At 44.1% G+C, this 17,067-nt stretch carries 26 protein-coding genes; all 26 read left to right on the top strand.

Annotation, left to right across the window (positions count from 1 at the left end; translation table 11 throughout):
• Positions 1-43 precede the first annotated feature (43 nt).
• The 26 genes from CVU62_13315 (at position 44) to CVU62_13190 (ending at position 17,003) form a co-directional block, all read left to right on the top strand.
• Entirely contained in the window at positions 44-862 is an 819-nt protein-coding gene (locus CVU62_13315) for a hypothetical protein (protein ID PKN36707.1), read from the top strand.
• Complete coding sequence (locus CVU62_13310; protein PKN36706.1) at positions 859-1,254, top strand: hypothetical protein; 396 nt, start codon at positions 859-861, stop codon at positions 1,252-1,254. The genes CVU62_13315 and CVU62_13310 overlap by 4 nt, the downstream gene beginning before the upstream one ends.
• Positions 1,251-2,123: a hypothetical protein gene (locus CVU62_13305; GenBank protein ID PKN36705.1), complete on the top strand. Its 873-nt coding sequence runs from the start codon at positions 1,251-1,253 to the stop codon at positions 2,121-2,123. Before CVU62_13310 ends, CVU62_13305 begins: the two co-directional genes overlap by 4 nt.
• Positions 2,124-2,132: 9 nt before the next feature.
• The gene (locus CVU62_13300; protein PKN36704.1) at positions 2,133-2,567 is read left to right on the top strand and encodes a hypothetical protein; all 435 of its coding nucleotides are present in this window, start codon (positions 2,133-2,135) and stop codon (positions 2,565-2,567) included.
• A gap of 7 nt (positions 2,568-2,574) precedes the next feature.
• Positions 2,575-2,775: a hypothetical protein gene (locus CVU62_13295; GenBank protein ID PKN36703.1), complete on the top strand. Its 201-nt coding sequence runs from the start codon at positions 2,575-2,577 to the stop codon at positions 2,773-2,775.
• Between the two features lie 15 nt (positions 2,776-2,790).
• Entirely contained in the window at positions 2,791-3,669 is an 879-nt protein-coding gene (locus CVU62_13290) for a hypothetical protein (protein PKN36702.1), read from the top strand.
• A 12-nt stretch (positions 3,670-3,681) separates the two neighbouring features.
• The gene (locus tag CVU62_13285; protein PKN36701.1) at positions 3,682-3,981 is read left to right on the top strand and encodes a hypothetical protein; all 300 of its coding nucleotides are present in this window, start codon (positions 3,682-3,684) and stop codon (positions 3,979-3,981) included.
• A 91-nt stretch (positions 3,982-4,072) separates the two neighbouring features.
• Positions 4,073-4,450 carry a single-stranded DNA-binding protein gene (locus CVU62_13280; GenBank protein PKN36700.1) on the top strand — a complete coding sequence of 126 codons (378 nt, stop codon included), beginning with the start codon at positions 4,073-4,075 and terminating at the stop codon, positions 4,448-4,450.
• Positions 4,451-4,461: 11 nt separating this feature from the next.
• On the top strand, positions 4,462-4,803 hold the full coding sequence (locus tag CVU62_13275) for a hypothetical protein (GenBank protein PKN36699.1): 342 nt from the start codon (positions 4,462-4,464) through the stop codon (positions 4,801-4,803).
• A complete protein-coding gene (locus CVU62_13270; protein PKN36698.1) occupies positions 4,791-5,408 on the top strand; it encodes a hypothetical protein in 618 nt (205 codons plus the stop codon). The genes CVU62_13275 and CVU62_13270 overlap by 13 nt, the downstream gene beginning before the upstream one ends.
• A complete protein-coding gene (locus CVU62_13265; protein PKN36697.1) occupies positions 5,383-6,735 on the top strand; it encodes a hypothetical protein in 1,353 nt (450 codons plus the stop codon). Before CVU62_13270 ends, CVU62_13265 begins: the two co-directional genes overlap by 26 nt.
• A 115-nt stretch (positions 6,736-6,850) precedes the next feature.
• Entirely contained in the window at positions 6,851-7,102 is a 252-nt protein-coding gene (locus CVU62_13260; protein PKN36696.1) for a hypothetical protein, read from the top strand.
• Positions 7,083-7,307, top strand: a complete 225-nt coding sequence (locus CVU62_13255; protein PKN36695.1) for a KTSC domain-containing protein — start codon at positions 7,083-7,085, stop codon at positions 7,305-7,307. The genes CVU62_13260 and CVU62_13255 overlap by 20 nt, the downstream gene beginning before the upstream one ends.
• On the top strand, positions 7,297-7,647 hold the full coding sequence (locus CVU62_13250) for a hypothetical protein (GenBank protein ID PKN36694.1): 351 nt from the start codon (positions 7,297-7,299) through the stop codon (positions 7,645-7,647). Before CVU62_13255 ends, CVU62_13250 begins: the two co-directional genes overlap by 11 nt.
• Positions 7,637-7,831, top strand: a complete 195-nt coding sequence (locus CVU62_13245) for a hypothetical protein (protein ID PKN36693.1) — start codon at positions 7,637-7,639, stop codon at positions 7,829-7,831. The genes CVU62_13250 and CVU62_13245 overlap by 11 nt, the downstream gene beginning before the upstream one ends.
• A gap of 77 nt (positions 7,832-7,908) precedes the next feature.
• Positions 7,909-8,499, top strand: a complete 591-nt coding sequence (locus CVU62_13240) for a hypothetical protein (protein PKN36692.1) — start codon at positions 7,909-7,911, stop codon at positions 8,497-8,499.
• 1 nt (position 8,500) lies between these two features.
• Positions 8,501-8,740, top strand: coding sequence for a hypothetical protein (locus CVU62_13235; protein PKN36691.1), 240 nt, complete (start codon positions 8,501-8,503; stop codon positions 8,738-8,740).
• 83 nt (positions 8,741-8,823) lie between these two features.
• Entirely contained in the window at positions 8,824-11,007 is a 2,184-nt protein-coding gene (locus CVU62_13230; protein PKN36690.1) for a hypothetical protein, read from the top strand.
• The gene (locus CVU62_13225) at positions 11,000-12,295 is read left to right on the top strand and encodes a hypothetical protein (protein ID PKN36689.1); all 1,296 of its coding nucleotides are present in this window, start codon (positions 11,000-11,002) and stop codon (positions 12,293-12,295) included. The genes CVU62_13230 and CVU62_13225 overlap by 8 nt, the downstream gene beginning before the upstream one ends.
• Complete coding sequence (locus CVU62_13220) at positions 12,295-12,822, top strand: hypothetical protein (protein PKN36688.1); 528 nt, start codon at positions 12,295-12,297, stop codon at positions 12,820-12,822. Before CVU62_13225 ends, CVU62_13220 begins: the two co-directional genes overlap by 1 nt.
• Positions 12,823-12,826: 4 nt before the next feature.
• A complete protein-coding gene (locus CVU62_13215) occupies positions 12,827-13,906 on the top strand; it encodes a hypothetical protein (protein PKN36687.1) in 1,080 nt (359 codons plus the stop codon).
• Positions 13,907-13,972: 66 nt separating this feature from the next.
• Entirely contained in the window at positions 13,973-14,206 is a 234-nt protein-coding gene (locus tag CVU62_13210) for a hypothetical protein (protein PKN36686.1), read from the top strand.
• A 28-nt stretch (positions 14,207-14,234) separates the two neighbouring features.
• Positions 14,235-15,287, top strand: a complete 1,053-nt coding sequence (locus CVU62_13205; GenBank protein ID PKN36685.1) for a hypothetical protein — start codon at positions 14,235-14,237, stop codon at positions 15,285-15,287.
• Between the two features lie 2 nt (positions 15,288-15,289).
• On the top strand, positions 15,290-15,472 hold the full coding sequence (locus tag CVU62_13200) for a hypothetical protein (GenBank protein ID PKN36684.1): 183 nt from the start codon (positions 15,290-15,292) through the stop codon (positions 15,470-15,472).
• Positions 15,473-15,521: 49 nt separating this feature from the next.
• A complete protein-coding gene (locus CVU62_13195; protein PKN36683.1) occupies positions 15,522-16,631 on the top strand; it encodes a N4-gp56 family major capsid protein in 1,110 nt (369 codons plus the stop codon).
• Positions 16,632-16,664: 33 nt separating this feature from the next.
• Positions 16,665-17,003: a hypothetical protein gene (locus tag CVU62_13190; GenBank protein PKN36682.1), complete on the top strand. Its 339-nt coding sequence runs from the start codon at positions 16,665-16,667 to the stop codon at positions 17,001-17,003.
• The last annotated feature ends 64 nt before the right edge of the window (positions 17,004-17,067 follow it).

Raw genomic sequence — 17,067 nt, 5'->3', positions numbered from 1 at the left:
GCGAACATAAAGACGATGATGGGAAGTGTAGGAAGGGGAGCAAATGAAAATAATCCGAGTATTCCCGCGTAAGACTAAAGCGACTCCGGATGATGATCTTGTCCGAATAAATAGACCGCCGGGATTATTCGACGAGGCCGACGAGGTTCATATTTCCGTTACCTTCACATGGGATTTACCCCGCGCCGAGTGGTTAGCGAAACAATGGAAATCACGCGCAACCGTGAAGATCGGCGGACCGGGTACAAGGAATTGCCAAGGTGATTTTATTCCGGGAATGTATCTCAGAAAGGGTTATGTCATAACATCACGCGGATGTCCTAATCATTGTTGGTTTTGTGCCGTGCCTCGAAAATTTGGTCATGTCAGAGAATTGCCTATAACTGAAGGGCATAATATTCTCGATGATAATTTTCTGGCCTGTTCGGATAATCACATTAAAAAAGTATTTGGAATGCTATCACGGCAAAAAGAGATTGAATTTACCGGCGGTCTGGAAGCGTCTCGCCTAAAGCCATGGCATTGCAAGGAACTGAGAAAATTAAACATCAAACAACTATTCTTTGCTTATGACTGCCCCGTCGACCGCCTCCCTTTATGGGAAGCTGGCGATCTTTTATTGAAGCACGGATTCACAAAAGCCAGTCATGTTCTCCGTTGTTATGTGCTGTGCGGATATGACGGAGATACTATTGAAAAGGCAACCTCGCGGATGAATGACGTGATGGCCGCAGGATTCACGCCTATGGCTATGCTTTGGCGTAATGACGATGGTTGGCGCAATCCCGACTTTATTGGCGGTAAATTTCAAAAGAAATGGGCTCGACCTTCTATTATTCATTCAAAGCAGGTGGCGGCATGAATCGAGTCTCTGATAAATATCTCCGTGACCTTTTGAGAGAGGTCGTTTCTCTTCGCGCAAATAATTGTTGCGAGTGGCCCGGATGTAAAAATACAGAATGCGACCCACACCATTTTTTCACAAAAGACAACCTGTCTATCAGATATTCGCCGGAAAGTTGCCTGTGGCTCTGTCAGAGTCATCATACCGGCAGAATATCAGCACATTCACAGCCTAAAATCTTTGAGGCCATGATTATTTATTATCAGGTCAGAACCATCGAATGGCTGCAAGAAGTGATCGTGCGGAAGAATCAGATTATTACCGTGGCGCCAGAGATTTACCGGGAAGAACAGAAAGAAAAGCTGCTGGCGGAGTTGAAGAGGTTAGGAATCAGGGGTTGGAGACCGTGAAAGACACTTTTACAAAAGACTGGATTATTAGAAACTCGATAGACGTTGTTGACCAATACGATAAGGGCGTCTTAACGCTACGCTCATTGCATTACCAACTCGTTGGCCTCGGTATGACCAACGACATTCAGCATTACAAGCGCGTAGTCTCGGCAATGATTGATGCACGTTGGGATAATCTCATTTCTTTCGATACGTTTTCCGATCTTGACAGGGGCATGATAGGAGAAACGCCCTACCACGAAACAATCCTTAAAAACGAGATCGATAACGGGCAACATCAAATCAAAGCGTGGATGGAAAGTTATCATAAAAATAGATGGGAAAATCAACCTATTTATCCAGAAATATTTATTGAGAAAAAAGCATTGCAGGGGGTTTTTCAAGAAGTATGTCGTAAATGGGATATTGCACTTGGAGCTTGCAAGGGATACCCCTCTTTAACATTTCTATATGAATCATATAAGCGGTTTTGCGACGCAACAGACGAGGGTAAACTACCAGTAATTATATATTTCGGCGACTACGATCCTTCCGGAGAAGATATCCCAAGAAGCATTCAAGAAAACCTTACACGATTTGGCGTTGATGTTGAAGTTAAGCGCATCGCACTGATGGAAGAGCAGGTTGTTGCATGGAAACTTCCTCCGGCCCCGGCAAAGCCAAAAGATAGCAGAACGGCAAATTGGGATGGGCTTGGTCAAGTCGAGCTTGATGCGGTCAGACCTGAAAAACTAATGAAACTTTTAGAAGACGCAATTAGTGAAATTTTTGATCTGGATTTACATGATGCTCTTTTAGATCAAGAAAACGACGAACGGATTCTTTATCAAAAATCGTTAAAAAAGTTTGTTAAAAATATGAAGTAATGGGGATTTATGTCTAAAAACAGCGTCTTAAGATTAAACACAATGGCAGAGTTTGAAGCGCTGAAAAATAGGAATAAGAAGATTCCGCCGGGATTATCCCATGATGAATGGCTTGCGGCGTATCAGAAACAGAATAAATTCCATGCCAAAATTACAGAGGCCGAGGGGATAAAATTCGGCAGTAAGAAAGAAGCTCAACAGTTTAGAGAATTACAGGCACGGCAACACGCGGGAGAAATTAAATTTTTCCTTCTGCAGGTGCCTTTTTTATTGCCAGGAGTAGCCGACAACGGAAAACGCACGCGGCATTATCTGGATTTTATGGCGATCCGGACAGACGGACAGATTGAATATATCGAAGTGAAGGGCCGGGATCTTCCAATGGGGAAGTTAAAGCGCCGGCAGACTGAGGAACTCTACGGGATAAAAATACAAGTGGTTTAGGAGGATTATGAGTAAACTGGATAATTTATTGGCGCTGGCTTCTATGGCGATGGGAGCATTTGATAAGAAAATAAACAGAGCTTTTATGAGGGCACAACAAATGCCTCGCGCTTCTACTTTCCACAATTACAGCAAGCCGAATCAGCGCCGGAAAAGAAAAGAAATGCGTCGTACAGTTTTCGCTAATCGAAGAATAGCAAGAGGGTAAAAGGGGAAGGGGTAAATGTCCAATAAAAAAACGTCACCTTGTTTTCCTATGTATCCATCAGACTTTTTCGGAGATCCAAACGTCCGATTAATGGATGGGCACGAACAGGCTTTTTACGCCATTATTTTGATGAATATGTGGCAAAATGCCAAAGACAAAGAAATGCCTTTTTTGCCGAATGACGATCAAAAATTAGCAAAACTTTTGAAAATTTCTGTAAAAGATTGGAAAAAAGTTAAAAATGCGATTTTCGGTTGCCTGATTGTTACTGATGATAAAATAGAGTCTCAACGTCTATCAAGAGAAAAAGCTAAGCAAGATAAATACAGAGAATTACAATCAGAAAAAGGGAAATTAGGCGGTCGTCCAACTAAAACCGAAGAAAGCCACGGCTTTTCTGCGGATAACCCAAAGGAAAGCACGGGGATAATTCCGGTAAAGCTCCCTAACCCTAACCCTAACCCTAACCCTAACCCTATAAAAGCTATTAGCGAAACTCCTGTGGATAACTCACCCGCAGAGGAAAAACCCACCGATGAAAAGGACGCTGTTTTAAAAGAACTAAAAGAAACAATGATTGAGGCCTCACAACAATATAATTCCATTCAAGAGCAAACTGAAATTATTAATTTTGTAAAATCAAATATCGCAACTAGAAATCCAAAAGCAATCACCCACGTTCTTAAATCGTTAATAAAAAACAAGGGCACAGTGGAGAAAATAACACCATGGGTAAACGCTGCCTTGCTTACTCATAAAGGCGGTGAAAACCAAAAATATAATGCTGCTGATTATCAGAAAGCGGCAGAAGAATTTAAAAAGCCTGGAATATTCTCAATAGGAGATATTTTCAAGGGAATTCAATTAAGATCACAGCCGGCAGCGGCACATTAAGGAGGGAAGTTTATGGCAAAATTCAGAAAGAAACCAGTGGTTATTGAAGCGTTCCAAATGACAAAAGAACGACGACAAGATAATTCAGAATGGCCTGACTGGTTAAATCAGGCATGGAATAAGGAACATGGAGAAGGTGCTGTATGGTGCAAAGATTATCCTAATTCCAATGGTACAGACCAGTTAGTAATAGGGACTCTTGAAGGAGTCTATGTTGTTTCATGGAACGATTGGATCATCAAAGGTGTAAAAGGTGAATTATACGCCTGTAAGCCTGATATTTTTGAACAGACTTATGAGCGAGTAGAATAAATAAACCTATGGGGTGGGCTTCCGTTACCTTAGCGCTATATCGTAGGGGTATGATGTGGCGTTGGAAGTCCACCCCGCCAAAGGGGGTAAAATGTTAAACAAAGCAACATTGATTGGAAGACTCGGGAAAGATCCGGATGTGAAATATACGCCGGACGGGACAATGGTAACAACTTTTTCTATTGCCACCACCGAACAGTGGAAAGATAAAAACGGCGAGAAGGTCCAAAAGACTGAATGGCATAAGATTGTCGCATGGAAAAAACTAGCGGAGATATGCGGGAACTATTTAAAAAAAGGCTCTCTTGTTTTCATTGAGGGTCGTATTCAAACCCGATCATGGGAAGATAAAGACGGGATTAAACATTACACGACTGAAATTGTTGCCGCCGATATGAAGATGCTCGATAAAAAAGAAGACCAGCAATTAGCGGCCGATGGTATGCCTCTTGATGATGTGCCGTTTTAAGGAGTAATAGAATGCCAGTAATTACGATCATAGGATTTATGTGTTACCGCTGCGGTCACGAATGGGCTCCGGAAGTTTTAATCCATGCCGGGACCAAAGACTTTAAGAAGCCGACAGTCTGCCCTCATTGTAAAACACCTTACTGGAGCTCTCCCCGGGAGAAGGATATCCTAAAAGTGATCAATTCTGGAATATTTTCCTCTTACCCGAGCGTTGTGCCTTTAACTGTTTTTGTAAAATCTCATATTAAGCAAGGCGACGACACAGCGAAGATCATTGATTGTATTCTTTCGCTTCCCAAAGAGCCGCCGGCAAATCCTAAAGCATGGTTGGAGGGTAAATGGCTAGAGTAAAGAAAGAAAAAAAGAAAGAGAAAAAACAAACAGTTAGAAGTAATAAAAAAATACCAAAAATAGAACAAGAAGCACTAACGGATAAAGAGGATTGGTTGTGCCGGGAGTTTGCGGCCGGAAGTAGCCAGGTGAGGGCGTATATGCGGGTGCATCCAACAACGCCTTATGAGTCGGCGAAAACACTAGCGTCAAGACTGTTTACAAAGGTTCACATCAAGAGAAGAATTAAAGAATTACAAGAGGAAAGAAATAAGCGCCTAGAAATATCAGCAGATAAAGTATTGGCTGAATTGGCAAAACTATCTTTTTATGATTCTAGGGATTTTTACGATTCCGATGGCAGATTAAAGCCAATTAACGAGCTTGATCCTGATCATGCGGCCGTAATCGCTGGAATAGAAACAATTCACAAGGTAATTGGCGATGAAAAAGACGGGATGGCGGTTCTTACAAAAATAAAATTGTCTGATAGAGGGGCAAACTTAGAGCGGTTAGGGCGACATCTAAAATTATTTACAGATAGAACCGAGCACTCCGGAAAAGATGGAGGACCAATAACCGTGATTGTGAGGAAATTTAGTGACGACGATAATTCTTCCAAATAATTGGGCACCACGACCTGACCAAAGGCCGTTGTGGATATATATGGAAAATGGAGGGACGCGAGCTGTTGAGGTTGCTCATCGTCGGTGGGGCAAAGATGATATTGCACTTCATTACACAGCCACAGCAGCACAACAAAGAATCGGTAATTACTGGCATATGCTCCCACAGTTTAATCAATGCAGAAAGGCAATATGGGAAGCTGTTAATCCACACACAGGGAAACGGCGAATTGACGAGGCATTTCCGGCAACAATACGTGCGAAAATCCGTGAATCGGATATGTTTATTGAGTTTAAAAGCGGGTCATGTTGGCAGTTGGTTGGAAGCGATAATTACAATGCGCTGGTGGGCTCTCCTCCTATCGGCATTGTTTATTCCGAGTATGCACTATCAGACCCACAATCATGGGCCTACCTGAGCCCCATACTAGAGGAAAACGGAGGATGGGCGATGTTTATTTCCACTTCGCGCGGGAACAATCATTATAAGCGCCTCTATGATTTTGCAAAAGTGGCGCCGGGGTGGTTTGCCGAGTTGTTGCCGGCTACAAAAACACCGGTATTCACGCCTGAACAGTTACAAAAGATAAAATTAGAGATGATTGGAGCTCATGGGGAGGATCTTGGAGAGGCACTATTTAATCAGGAATATCATTGCTCGTTTGAGGGAGCGCAACCGGGAGCCTACTATAACAAGCAAATGATTTTAGCCAATAAAGAGGGACGCATTACCGATGTCCCATGGACGAGCGGCCTTGAAGTTTATACATTTTGGGATTTGGGAGTAGATGATTCAACAACAATTTGGTTTATGCAGTTCACCGGACAACAGGTTCGGGTAATTGATTATTATGAAGGTTCTGGATATGGGCTGGAACACTACGCCAAAGAATTAAAGTCCCGCCCTTATGTTTATGGTGATCATTATATGCCGCATGACGCAGCCGTAAGAGAATTATCATCAGGGGAGTTTGCTAAATCACGTCAGGAAGTGGCCGAGGAACTAGGGATCAGACCGGTTGTGATCGTCCAACGGGCCCGTGACAATCAAGCAGTAATGACAGGGATCGGATCGGTACGGAATATTTTATCGCGTTGCTGGTTTGATAAAACAAAATGCTGGCAGGGGATATCAGCGCTGGAAGGATATCGGGCAGAATACAACGAGGATAAAAAGATCATGTCAAATCATCCAGAGCATACATGGGAAAGTCATGGAGCGGACGCATTTAGGACGTTTGCAGTTGGGTATTCAACCACGCTTGGAACCAAAAAGCAGGGAGGGGATTTCAGAAAGGGGAGCCGGGGAACGTGGAGGTCAACGTGAGCGATATCAGAACAAAACCGACAACGGATAAGTACAGGAAGGGATTTAAACGATCTTTTAAGAAGAAACGATTGAATTTATTAGCAGGAATCAAAGTGACTTACAGGGGGAAGAAATGAAACTAATCGGTGTATTTTTTGATCCGACAATCAAGAGTGACGATAGAAAAGATAGAGTCCTGATTGTTTTTAATTTTGGTGAACCTGCAAATTCCGACCTCGCGGCACAGTCTAAAGAAGTTTATGGCTTTTCTGCCACGATAGGGCAACCGGCAGAACAGTTATTAAATAACATCAAGAAATTCGCAGAGGACACAGAAAAGAAACTTAACGAAAAAGGAGGAATCAGTGGAACGAACCAAAGTTAAATCATCGAATATCGCAGAGGTCGGCTACGATCCGGCGAGTCAGGCATTGGAAGTGCAGTTCAAGAATGGTGGGGTTTTTCAATACGAGGGTGTGCCGCCACAGGAAGTTGTTAATCTCCACGGCGCGGAATCAATCGGAAAGTATCTCCATTCCAACATCAGGCCTAATTTTAAATGCAGTAAGGTGAAGGTAGATGTCCCATAAATCAATTTGTAAGAGAGGCCATTCACGTACCGGAAAAAATCTTGATAAGTGGGGCCATTGTAGAAAGTGTGCAAATATGATTCGGCGGCACCCAAAAGAACGAATGGAATATTGCAAAAGGGGTCATAAAATGACACCTCAAAACACTTCTAAAGATAAACATCATAGATGCTTGATTTGTAGAGAGAAATTACAAGGGGAAAGGAATCGACTAGAATTAAGAGATACTTATGTTAGGTGTTCGTTAAAGTTGCCCAAAGCAATGGTACCGCCAGAATTAATAGAACTGGCTCGATTAAACATAACTTTAAAAAGGGAGGCAAGGAATCATGGAAATTAAAAAAGTAAAGGATTTACGAAGCGTATTAGTAGACCAGATCAACAAATTGAGAAGGGGAGATGCAACACCCGCTCAAACAAATGCAGTAACAAACGCGACAGGGAAAATTATATCAACGCTGCGCATGGAGATCGAATATGCAGCATTAGTAAAAAAGACACCGAGTATTGATTTCTTAAAATAGGTGAAGAAGTCTTCAACATTAACCCCGACGAGTTCACAACCAAGAAAGGAGTTCTTGAAAGATGATTAGGCTATGCAGTGATCAAATACATATCAGATCTGAAACGTCGTTACGATCATATCAAAGTCGTCAATCAGGACGAGGCAGAGGAATATAAGCCGGCCATGGTGATTTACAAAGAAGATATGCCAGGAATGGCCTTTTGCATACTTACAGATGCAATCTGGAAATATATAGAACCAAGAGCCAATCTCGACCGGCAAACAATAGAGTCCGATGTTCTGGAGTTTAATCAGGTGTTAATGAAAAATCAGGCAGCGCAGAAAGCAGCAAGAACGATAAGAATGTCAGATATCGAAAAGGCGCGGATAGTTGAGGATGCTCTTTGTATCGCTTTTGCCATTGCGTTGAACAGGACGATGAGGATTATGCTCTGCACCAGTTACAATCTGGCAAAATGCCTGCATATGTTCGGCATTGATCCTCATGTGCAAGCGGCTATTCAGTTATTGCTCTGGATTCAGGATGGTCTTGATCAGCTTAAAGATATGCCTGAAGCAACACCGGAAAACAAGGTTGCTGCCGGAGAAGTAACGGTGACGATTGACGGCCACAAGATAACCAAAGAAGTCGAACTGAATGAAACTGATTTGATCACGGGAGAATGATATGACGGTTGACGCCAATAGATTAGTTGGAAGTGCTGAAATCTTACCCGTAATGAAGAAACTATACGGCATGGGTACGTGGCGCGGAGCTCTCTACTATATCAAGAGAGAGGGGATTCCCATTCACAGAACGGCAGACAATCCCAAAGAGGGGAAGCCGTTTATTTATATCACTGAGCTTATACAGCATGAACTCAAAAAGGGACGGCACATATCCGTAGATGGCGTGACCATTCAATAAACATCATTTTCTTTCTTACCTTTTCTCGGTCTTTCCTGCCTTTTCAAGCGAGAATAAAAAAGTAATATTTTAAAATATCCCCAATGAAAGTCACAAAAGGGGAAACCAAACAAACCGGCATTTCAAAAGCCCTTTTGAAAGACAAAGGAGCGCCGGAGACCTTTGTTCCTAAAACCCACCCACTTGATACCCCGGAAGCAAACGAACATTTAAGAAAGTTAATGAACTGGCGCAAGCAGGCGCGAGCAGCACAGGCCGAGAACCGCATAGAAATGGCCACTGATGAAGATTACTATGATGGTATTCAACTTAGCGCTGATGATTTGGCTGTTCTTAACAAGCGCAATCAGCCGCCTCTTGTCTTCAATGTAACCAAGAATACAGTCAACTGGATATTGGGAACTGAGCGACGGGCGCGAATAGATAACCGGGTATTGCCACGTAAAAAGGTTGGCGCAGAATCGGCTAAATCAAAAACCAAGTTAATGAAATACACGCAGGACGCCTCAAAAGGTGAGTATGAGAAGTCTAAAGCCTTCGAGGATTGCGTTAAAGCCGGTATTGGTTGGCTCGAAACGGGAGTGCGGCAGAATGATGATGAACCTATCTTTATTCGGTCCGAGCGCTGGCGTAATATGTGGCACGATCACTTGGGCTTGTCAATGGACGGATCAGACTTCCGCTTTGTCATTCGTGAAAAATGGATTGATCTTGATATCTCTATCGGTATGTTTCCCGAAAGGGAAAAACGTCTTAAAGTAATAGCCGAGAATGTGAATTCCCTCTATCCGTACCTTCCAGATGATACGAGCATTACCGATCTAGCCAGTGAGTTTGATCTGGAGAGCGATCTGGAAGCGCTATTTGGCAGTAATGGCTCTTCGCGTCAGAGAATCAAGTTTGTCGAAATGTGGTACCGAATGCCGGCAACGGTTCAGATTCTCAAAAAGAGAGACGACGATACGCCTTATGGTGCATTACATGGCGCAATCTACCGACCGACCGAAAAAGATCATCAATACCTTGTGAATGGTGGGTACTTTACCTTAACCGATGCTCATATACTGACAGTAAGGCAAGCTATCTGGTCAGCCGCTACGTTGTTTCAAGACATTTTGACGCCGTACAATCACAATAGGCTTCCTTTTACTCCGATGTTTTGTTACCGCAGGCAGCGCGACAATCAGCCCTACGGCGTTATACGTGACCTAAGAGATCCACAATCCGACCTAAACAAGAGACGATCAAGAGCTTTGTTCCTTCTGTCTGCCAACAGAGTTATCGCAGAGAAGGGCGCTGTGGACGACAAGAAAGAGGCTTACGAAGAGGTTAATCGCGCCGATGGATGGGTAGATGTCAATGTCGGAAAGAAACTCGAAATCCAAAAAGAACAAACTCTAGCAGCCGCTCACGTGGAAATGGCCAGAGACGATGAAAGATTTATCCATTCTGTCTCCGGCGTTACCAATGACGCAGAATATCAGAAGCGTAAAGATTTGTCCGGCGTTGCCATGGACAAGCAGTTAATGCAGTCGCAGACCGCGCAGGGCATTATGTTCGACAATATGTATCTTTCCCTGCAGACCGAGGGAGAAATCAGACTTTCTCTAATTGAACAGTTCTACGATCAAGAGAGAGAATATCGCATAACCGGCGACGAGCGCAAAGATGAATTCATTACCATTAACGAGCACAAAGACGACGGCACCATTGCGAATAACATAACCGAAGCCAAAGCGGATTTTGTTATCGGCAAGCAGAACTTCAAAGACACAATCAGACAATCCATGTTGGACACATTGACCGAAATGGTCACGGCCCTATCACAATCCATGCCGGAAGTCGCCCTTAAGCTTCTCGATATGGTTGTCAATATGATGGATGAACTGCCCGGCAAGGATGAAATCGTTTCGCGTATTCGCAAGATCAACGGCGAAAGCGCTCCCGAGGATGAACAAACACCCGAAGAGAAAGAACAGATTAAGCAAAACGAAGCGGCTATGGCTCAGGAACAACAGTTTGCCAAGCAATTACAACAGGCCATGGCACAAATTGAACTGGCAAGCAAAGAGGCTGAAGTCAACGCCAAGAACTCTAAGGCCACGCTGGATACAGTCAGCGCCACAATGAAGAAATTGGAAGGTTATTTAAAGGCTCTGGAAGTTGCGGGAACCTTAAAGCTTGTTCCGGGATTAGCCGACACAGCCGACCAGATACTTGCCGAAGCAGGGGTAGCACAATCGATAGAAGGAGATAATAATGCCTAAAGTAGTTGTTGGAATGATTGTTTTTAATGAAGAAGATTATCTCCGTTATTCCCTGGAGTCTTTCTATAATGTTGTCGATAAGATTATCATTGTGGAAGGCGCAGAACATTCATTTCATTTCGCGGCCTCTCCTGAAGGATTATCTACCGACAAGACACCTGAGATTATTCGCGAGTTTGAGGAACGGCCGGAACATAAAATAGTCTGGATTCGCAAGGGATTCGTCGATCATCAAAGAGAGCTGAGGCAGGAATACCTGAAACACATCGATTCGGACGCTGACATATTCTTTTGTCCGGATGGAGATGAGGTTTACGACGAAAAAGAATTAAAAGAAGCTTTTCAACACATTATGGACCACAAAGAAATTCACAGAGTGGCCCTTGATCATATCCTTTTTTGTGAAGATTTCAGCCATGTGAAATACGATCTCGACCTTTGCATTACGCCAGAGTCGGGAATGTGTATGTTGCGCCTGTATCGGCATTTCCCGGATGCTGTAATAGAGAACGGCCTGCATATAGCATTAAAAGAAAATTACAAAGATGCACGTTTTCATTTGGCGAATATTTACCATTGCGGGTGGGTGCGGTCCGAAGAACGTCTCATTAAGAAAATGCTCTGGACGATAAAGAGGCATCATGATCGAGAGACGGGCGAATATCTTTGGTTAAAGGGATTACCAGATGAAGCAATTATTGATTGGATAAAGAACGAAAGTTACCCGCTCAATCCGCAACTGCGTTACAACTTGTATAAATACAACGGCAAATATCCCCTTTCTCTTTTGAATGCGATCAAGAGCAGGATTCCGCTTTATTTCCCGCCAGACGGCAAAGCAAGACCATGGTTTCATATAACTGCAATAGATTATCTCAATAACTATTTGAAGCCCTATATGAATATCCTTGAATTCGGAGCCGGCAATTCCACTGTTTGGTTTTCCCCGCGCGTGAAAAGAATAGTTTCTTTAGAACATGATCAGAAATTTGCCGATTATGTAGCTGCTAACAATCTGGACAACGTGGAAATGAATGTCCTTCCGCGCCCCTATAACGGATTTGTAGACAACATTCCTGATCAAAATTTCGATTTTATCCTTATTGACGGTCGCGATCGAAACGAATGCGCGAAGAGTGCTTTCAAGAAATTGAAAGTCGGTTCTCTTCTGGCATGGGACGACGCGGAAAGAGCCGAATACAAAGAGGGCGTCAATTTCCTTCTGAGTAACGGCTACGAGTTAGCTGAGAAGTGTTTTGAAACATTAATGTTCAGGAGAATTAAATAATGAATTTGGAAACATCGAAAGCAAGGGAAAGATTAGCGTTATATTGCGTAGGCAACGGAATTGATCTCGGTTACGGCGGAGATCCGATAACTCCCCATGCAATTGCCATGGATCAGCAATTTGAATTGCGTTTGACCAAAAGTGAAAGCGACCATCCTCAGAATCTAGCCGGAGACGCCCGAAACCTTTACTGGTTCAAGGATGATGTATTCGATTTCGTCTATTCGTCTCACCTGCTCGAAGATTTCAAAGCGGAAGAAACCCCGATTGTTTTGAAAGAGTGGCTCCGTGTAGTTAAGCATGGCGGGTTTCTCGTTCTCTATGGGCCCGATGAAGTTGTTTATTCGGAGCACTGCCGGAAAACAGGCCAGAACCACAACGAAGCTCATAGTGTTCCTGATTTCGGACTCGAATTCCTGAAGAACGTGCTGAGTAAACATCTCAACGGAATGTATCAAATCGTCCACGAGATAGGTCTCATTGATGATTACTGTTTTGATTTAGTGCTTAAAAAAATAAGGAGCTAAGAAAGTGTTTATTCTGAAAAGTCTAAATACAGGTAAGGAAATGACCTTCTCCGATAAGATGGGAAGGGAATTCTTCGGCCCGGATATTAAAAGCAAGATGCTGGTTTGCCTACCAACTGAAAAGATTGTCCAGGGTAAAGGTGTCGTAAATATTCAAATCATGGAACAGGACAATCAGGTGCGGAAGATAGGCGGGACCTGTCTTATTCGCATGGGCGGTATAGGTGATCTCGTTATTCTTTCGTCCAGTATCGTAAAGCGCAAGATGAAATATCCCAACAAGAAACTTACCCTGGCCACTCTCCCGCAATACACCAAGGTAATGAGCAAACTGAATGGCGTCGATTACTGTATCAAGATTGACGACATCAATAAATATTCCTTTGATGAGATTATTGATCTGCGTTATGCGGTTGAACCATCCAACATAGGTCCCGGTTCACTTCCATGGATTGATTATGTATCTAAAGATCGGTCGGATAATTTTGACCGGCTTTGCGGTGTTAATTCAAACAGAAAGTATTTTAATCTACCTATCGACAAGGAAAGCCGGAAGAAGTTCAAGACTATGCTTCCGAAGAGGTCGGGACCCGTTATCGGCCTTAATCCGACAAGTAAATCTCCTGTTAGGGTTATCCCGCCTGAATATGTTTCTCCTTTGGTAAACAAACTGATCCGCCGGTTGGATGCAACGATTATCATCATGGGGAAAACGGAGCACTGGAATAGAAGCCTTACTGAACTGAATAACGATAATGTTCTGAACTTACTGGATAAAACGAATGAGGCTGATTTAATCTCCCTTACTTCCATTGCCGATCTGATTATTACTCCGGATACCGGCGCCCTTCATATAGCTGCCGCTCTGAAAAAGAAGTGCCTGGGATTGTTCGGCAACATCGATCCGAGGACCAGAACTACCTATTATCCGACCGTTAGAACTATTTACCCGAAAGGAAAGTTGGCGTGTGTGCCGTGTTGGGATGTCCCGGGCTCCTGCCAATGTCACGATAAACAGGGCGCTGACTGTATGCGCCTGATTACACCTGAAAGGATATGCAGGGCGGTTGCTGAAATGATTTAAGTCCACCAAAGAAATGGTGAGAATACAGAGTCGTCAGACTCTTCAAAAAAAAGGAGGTATCAGGTTATGGCAACAGTAGCAATAGCTAAGGTTTTTGACGCACAGGTGACAGCAAGCGAGACGGACGGAACTTACGTTTATCTCGGAACGAATAAAGGCGACATTATCCGATTTACCATAGCGACTGAGGTAGTAAGCACTATCGCCAGTCTCGGAAGCAAGATCAAGTCCATGTCGATCTATTCCGGCGTTCTGTATTGCGGCTTGGCTAATGGTTCGCTGGCAACGGTAACGCTTTAAAATACGAATTTAAGGGAGGATTGAAAGGATGGCTAAGGAAAAAGCTGATGAAGTAAACGTGGACATTCAGGTTGATGATAACGTCGAGCAACCGCCCGAAGGTTATACGGCGGAAGAATGGCGTGATTTGTCTCCTACGGAAAAAGAAGGGATTCTTGACGGCATTACAGCGCCCGAAGGCGAAGAAGCGCCTAAAGAAGAACTGAACGACGACGATAAAAATACTCTTGAAGGAATTGCCGGCGACGAGAAATCTCTTGAAGAAAAGGAAAAAGAAGAGGCGGCAGCAGCAGAGCAGGCGCGTCTTGAAGGATTAGCCAAAGAACAGGGTAAAACCGTCGAAGAAATTATAGCCGCTGAAGCTGCCCAAAATACCGCTCAGGATGAAGTGACCGATGATGCTTTGCTGAACTTTCAGCCGGTATTAACCAAAGAGGAAATGCCTGTATTCGAGGAACTTCCGGAAGAGATACCAGCGGCGATCACGGAAAAACTTCATGCGTTAGATGAAAAGTTTGATCTTGGGGATATTACCCAAAGGGAATTTAACGCGGAGAGGGACAAGCTCAATCGGGAAATTATCAAACACAATACCAAGATCAACGATGAAGCAAGAGCCGCGTTTGAAGCACAGAAAGACGAGTTGATTTGGAAGAAGGAACAGATTTATTTCCTGAATGCCAAACCGGAATACATGGCGTCCAGAGTAACAGATGCGGCGGAAAAGGTTAAGTGCAATGCCTTATTCGGAGCCCTGACTGAAATGGTCAAGGCAATATCCAATGATCCAAAGAACGCAAGTCTTACAGGCATTCAAATTCTGGTCAAGGCGGATAAAGCCGTTAAAGAGGCATTTGGAATCAAACCGGCCGAAAAGAAAGAGGTTAAGAAGGTAGAAACGAAACCGGCGGCAAAGATACCTGATCATAAAACTCTGGCGGATATTCCAAACGCGGCGGGAAACAATGAGGGCGTCGATGATTCTTTCGCGCAAATAGATAAATTGTCCGGTGAAGCATACGAGCAAGCTCTTGAAAGAATGTCTCCGGCAGTAAAGGAAGCATATCTGGCGCGGGTGTAAAAATGGCACTTATTAAGATTATCGATGTTGGTAATGAGCTGGTTTTTGAGGTCCCTGCCTCCGAAAAACCACAGAAGATATCTATTTTTCTTACTGAAAAGGCAGGACGTAAAGCTGTTTTGAAGATTACTGCTGATAGGTCAATACCAATCAAACACTATAAGCAGCAAATTGTAGGGCAGTAGCCCTAATAACCGACCCAGGACGGTCTAAATAAAAAATTGGAGGTTGATTATGGGACAGACGATTATTGGTCTCAACGACTCGAAGGCCGTCAAAAGATACTCCGGGAATCTGGCGGTCGACGTTGGGCGAAAAGGTTATTTCACCCGGAAGTTCATGGCAAAGGGCGAAGTTCCCACACGGCCGATTTGGCAGATTACCGATCTGGAATCGGATGCGGGAGAACAGATCACCTACGATTTGAGTATGCAGTTAAATATGCAGCCAATCGAAGGCGATGCAGAGCTCCACGGGAAAGAAGAAGGGTTATCGTTCTACACTGACAATGTTTACATTGATCAGATGCGCGGCGGTGCCGATTGCGGCGGACGTATGAGCAGAAAAAGAACGCTCCACGATCTGCGTAAGGTCGCCAAGGCGCGTTCGGTTGACTGGTGGGCAAGAGTTTTTGACGAGATCATTATGATGTATCTCTCCGGCGCCCGTGGCACAAATACCGAGTTTGTGTTTCCTACGACATATTCGGGGTTTGCAAACAACAGTCTTACCGCTCCCGATTCCAACCATATCGTTTATGGTGGAACGGCGACAACCAAAGGTACGGTAACGGCAAGCGATAAGATGTCCACTCTTCCTATTGACCGCGCAGTAGCTTACGCGGAAATGATGGGCGGCGGTGGCCCTGCTTACTCGGAAATCCCGCAGATCCAGAAGTGCGAAGTGGATGGCGAAGAAGTTTTTCTGATGATTATGGACCCGTATCAGAAATTCGACCTGCGCCGGAACACCACAACAAACGATTGGGCGGATATCCAGAAAGCAATCGCAACCGCGGCAGGGAAAGAGTCTGCCTTTATTAAGGGCGGAATCGGTATGTGGAATGGTGTTGTTCTCCATTCGCACCCGAACATCATCCGGTTTACTGATTACGGTAGTGGTGCCGTTGCAGCATCAAGGGCGTTGTTCTGCGGTATGCAGGCGGGTGTTATAGCCTTCGGTTCTCCAGGGCAGGATTTGCGTTTTGGCTGGCACGAAGAGGAACGCGACAATGGTAACAAGGTCATTATTACAACCCATACCATTTGGGGATTCAAGAAAGTTACCTTTAACGGTAACGATTTTGGCGTAATGGCCATAGACACGGCAGCGGCCAGGCCGTAAGCAGTAAAAATAAAAGCAAGGAGGATTACTTTTATGGCTAAAACAGCCCAATTAGCACCCGATCTTTACACCAAACCTCCTAAGACCGCTATCGGTGGCGCACGTGCCGATTTCCGGTCTATGGAGTTGACCAAAGCTCAGGTTGAAGTAACGGCAGCAAACAACGCAATTATTGCGCTTGCGGTTTTACCCGCAGGTCACAGACTCCACGGCCTTTATGTGGAATGTGATGATCTCAGTGAAGGCGCGGATATTGTGTTCAATGTTGGTATTTTAAACACTTATTACGGAGCGCCGGTGGCCTCGGCAAGCGTAGCCGGCATTGATTCCGGTGCGGCTCCGGCTCTGCTTAGTGGATGTGGAGGGGTGTGATAACTAAGTATGCAAAATCACGATAAGTGACTTACACGATGCTTTACAGATGCTTTACAATTAA

Source organism: Deltaproteobacteria bacterium HGW-Deltaproteobacteria-2, from assembly GCA_002840505.1.
Lineage (GTDB): Bacteria > Desulfobacterota > Syntrophia > Syntrophales > Smithellaceae > Smithella.
The sequence above is the reverse complement of the archived record's forward strand: the minus strand, read 5'-3'. Positions and strand labels throughout refer to the sequence as shown.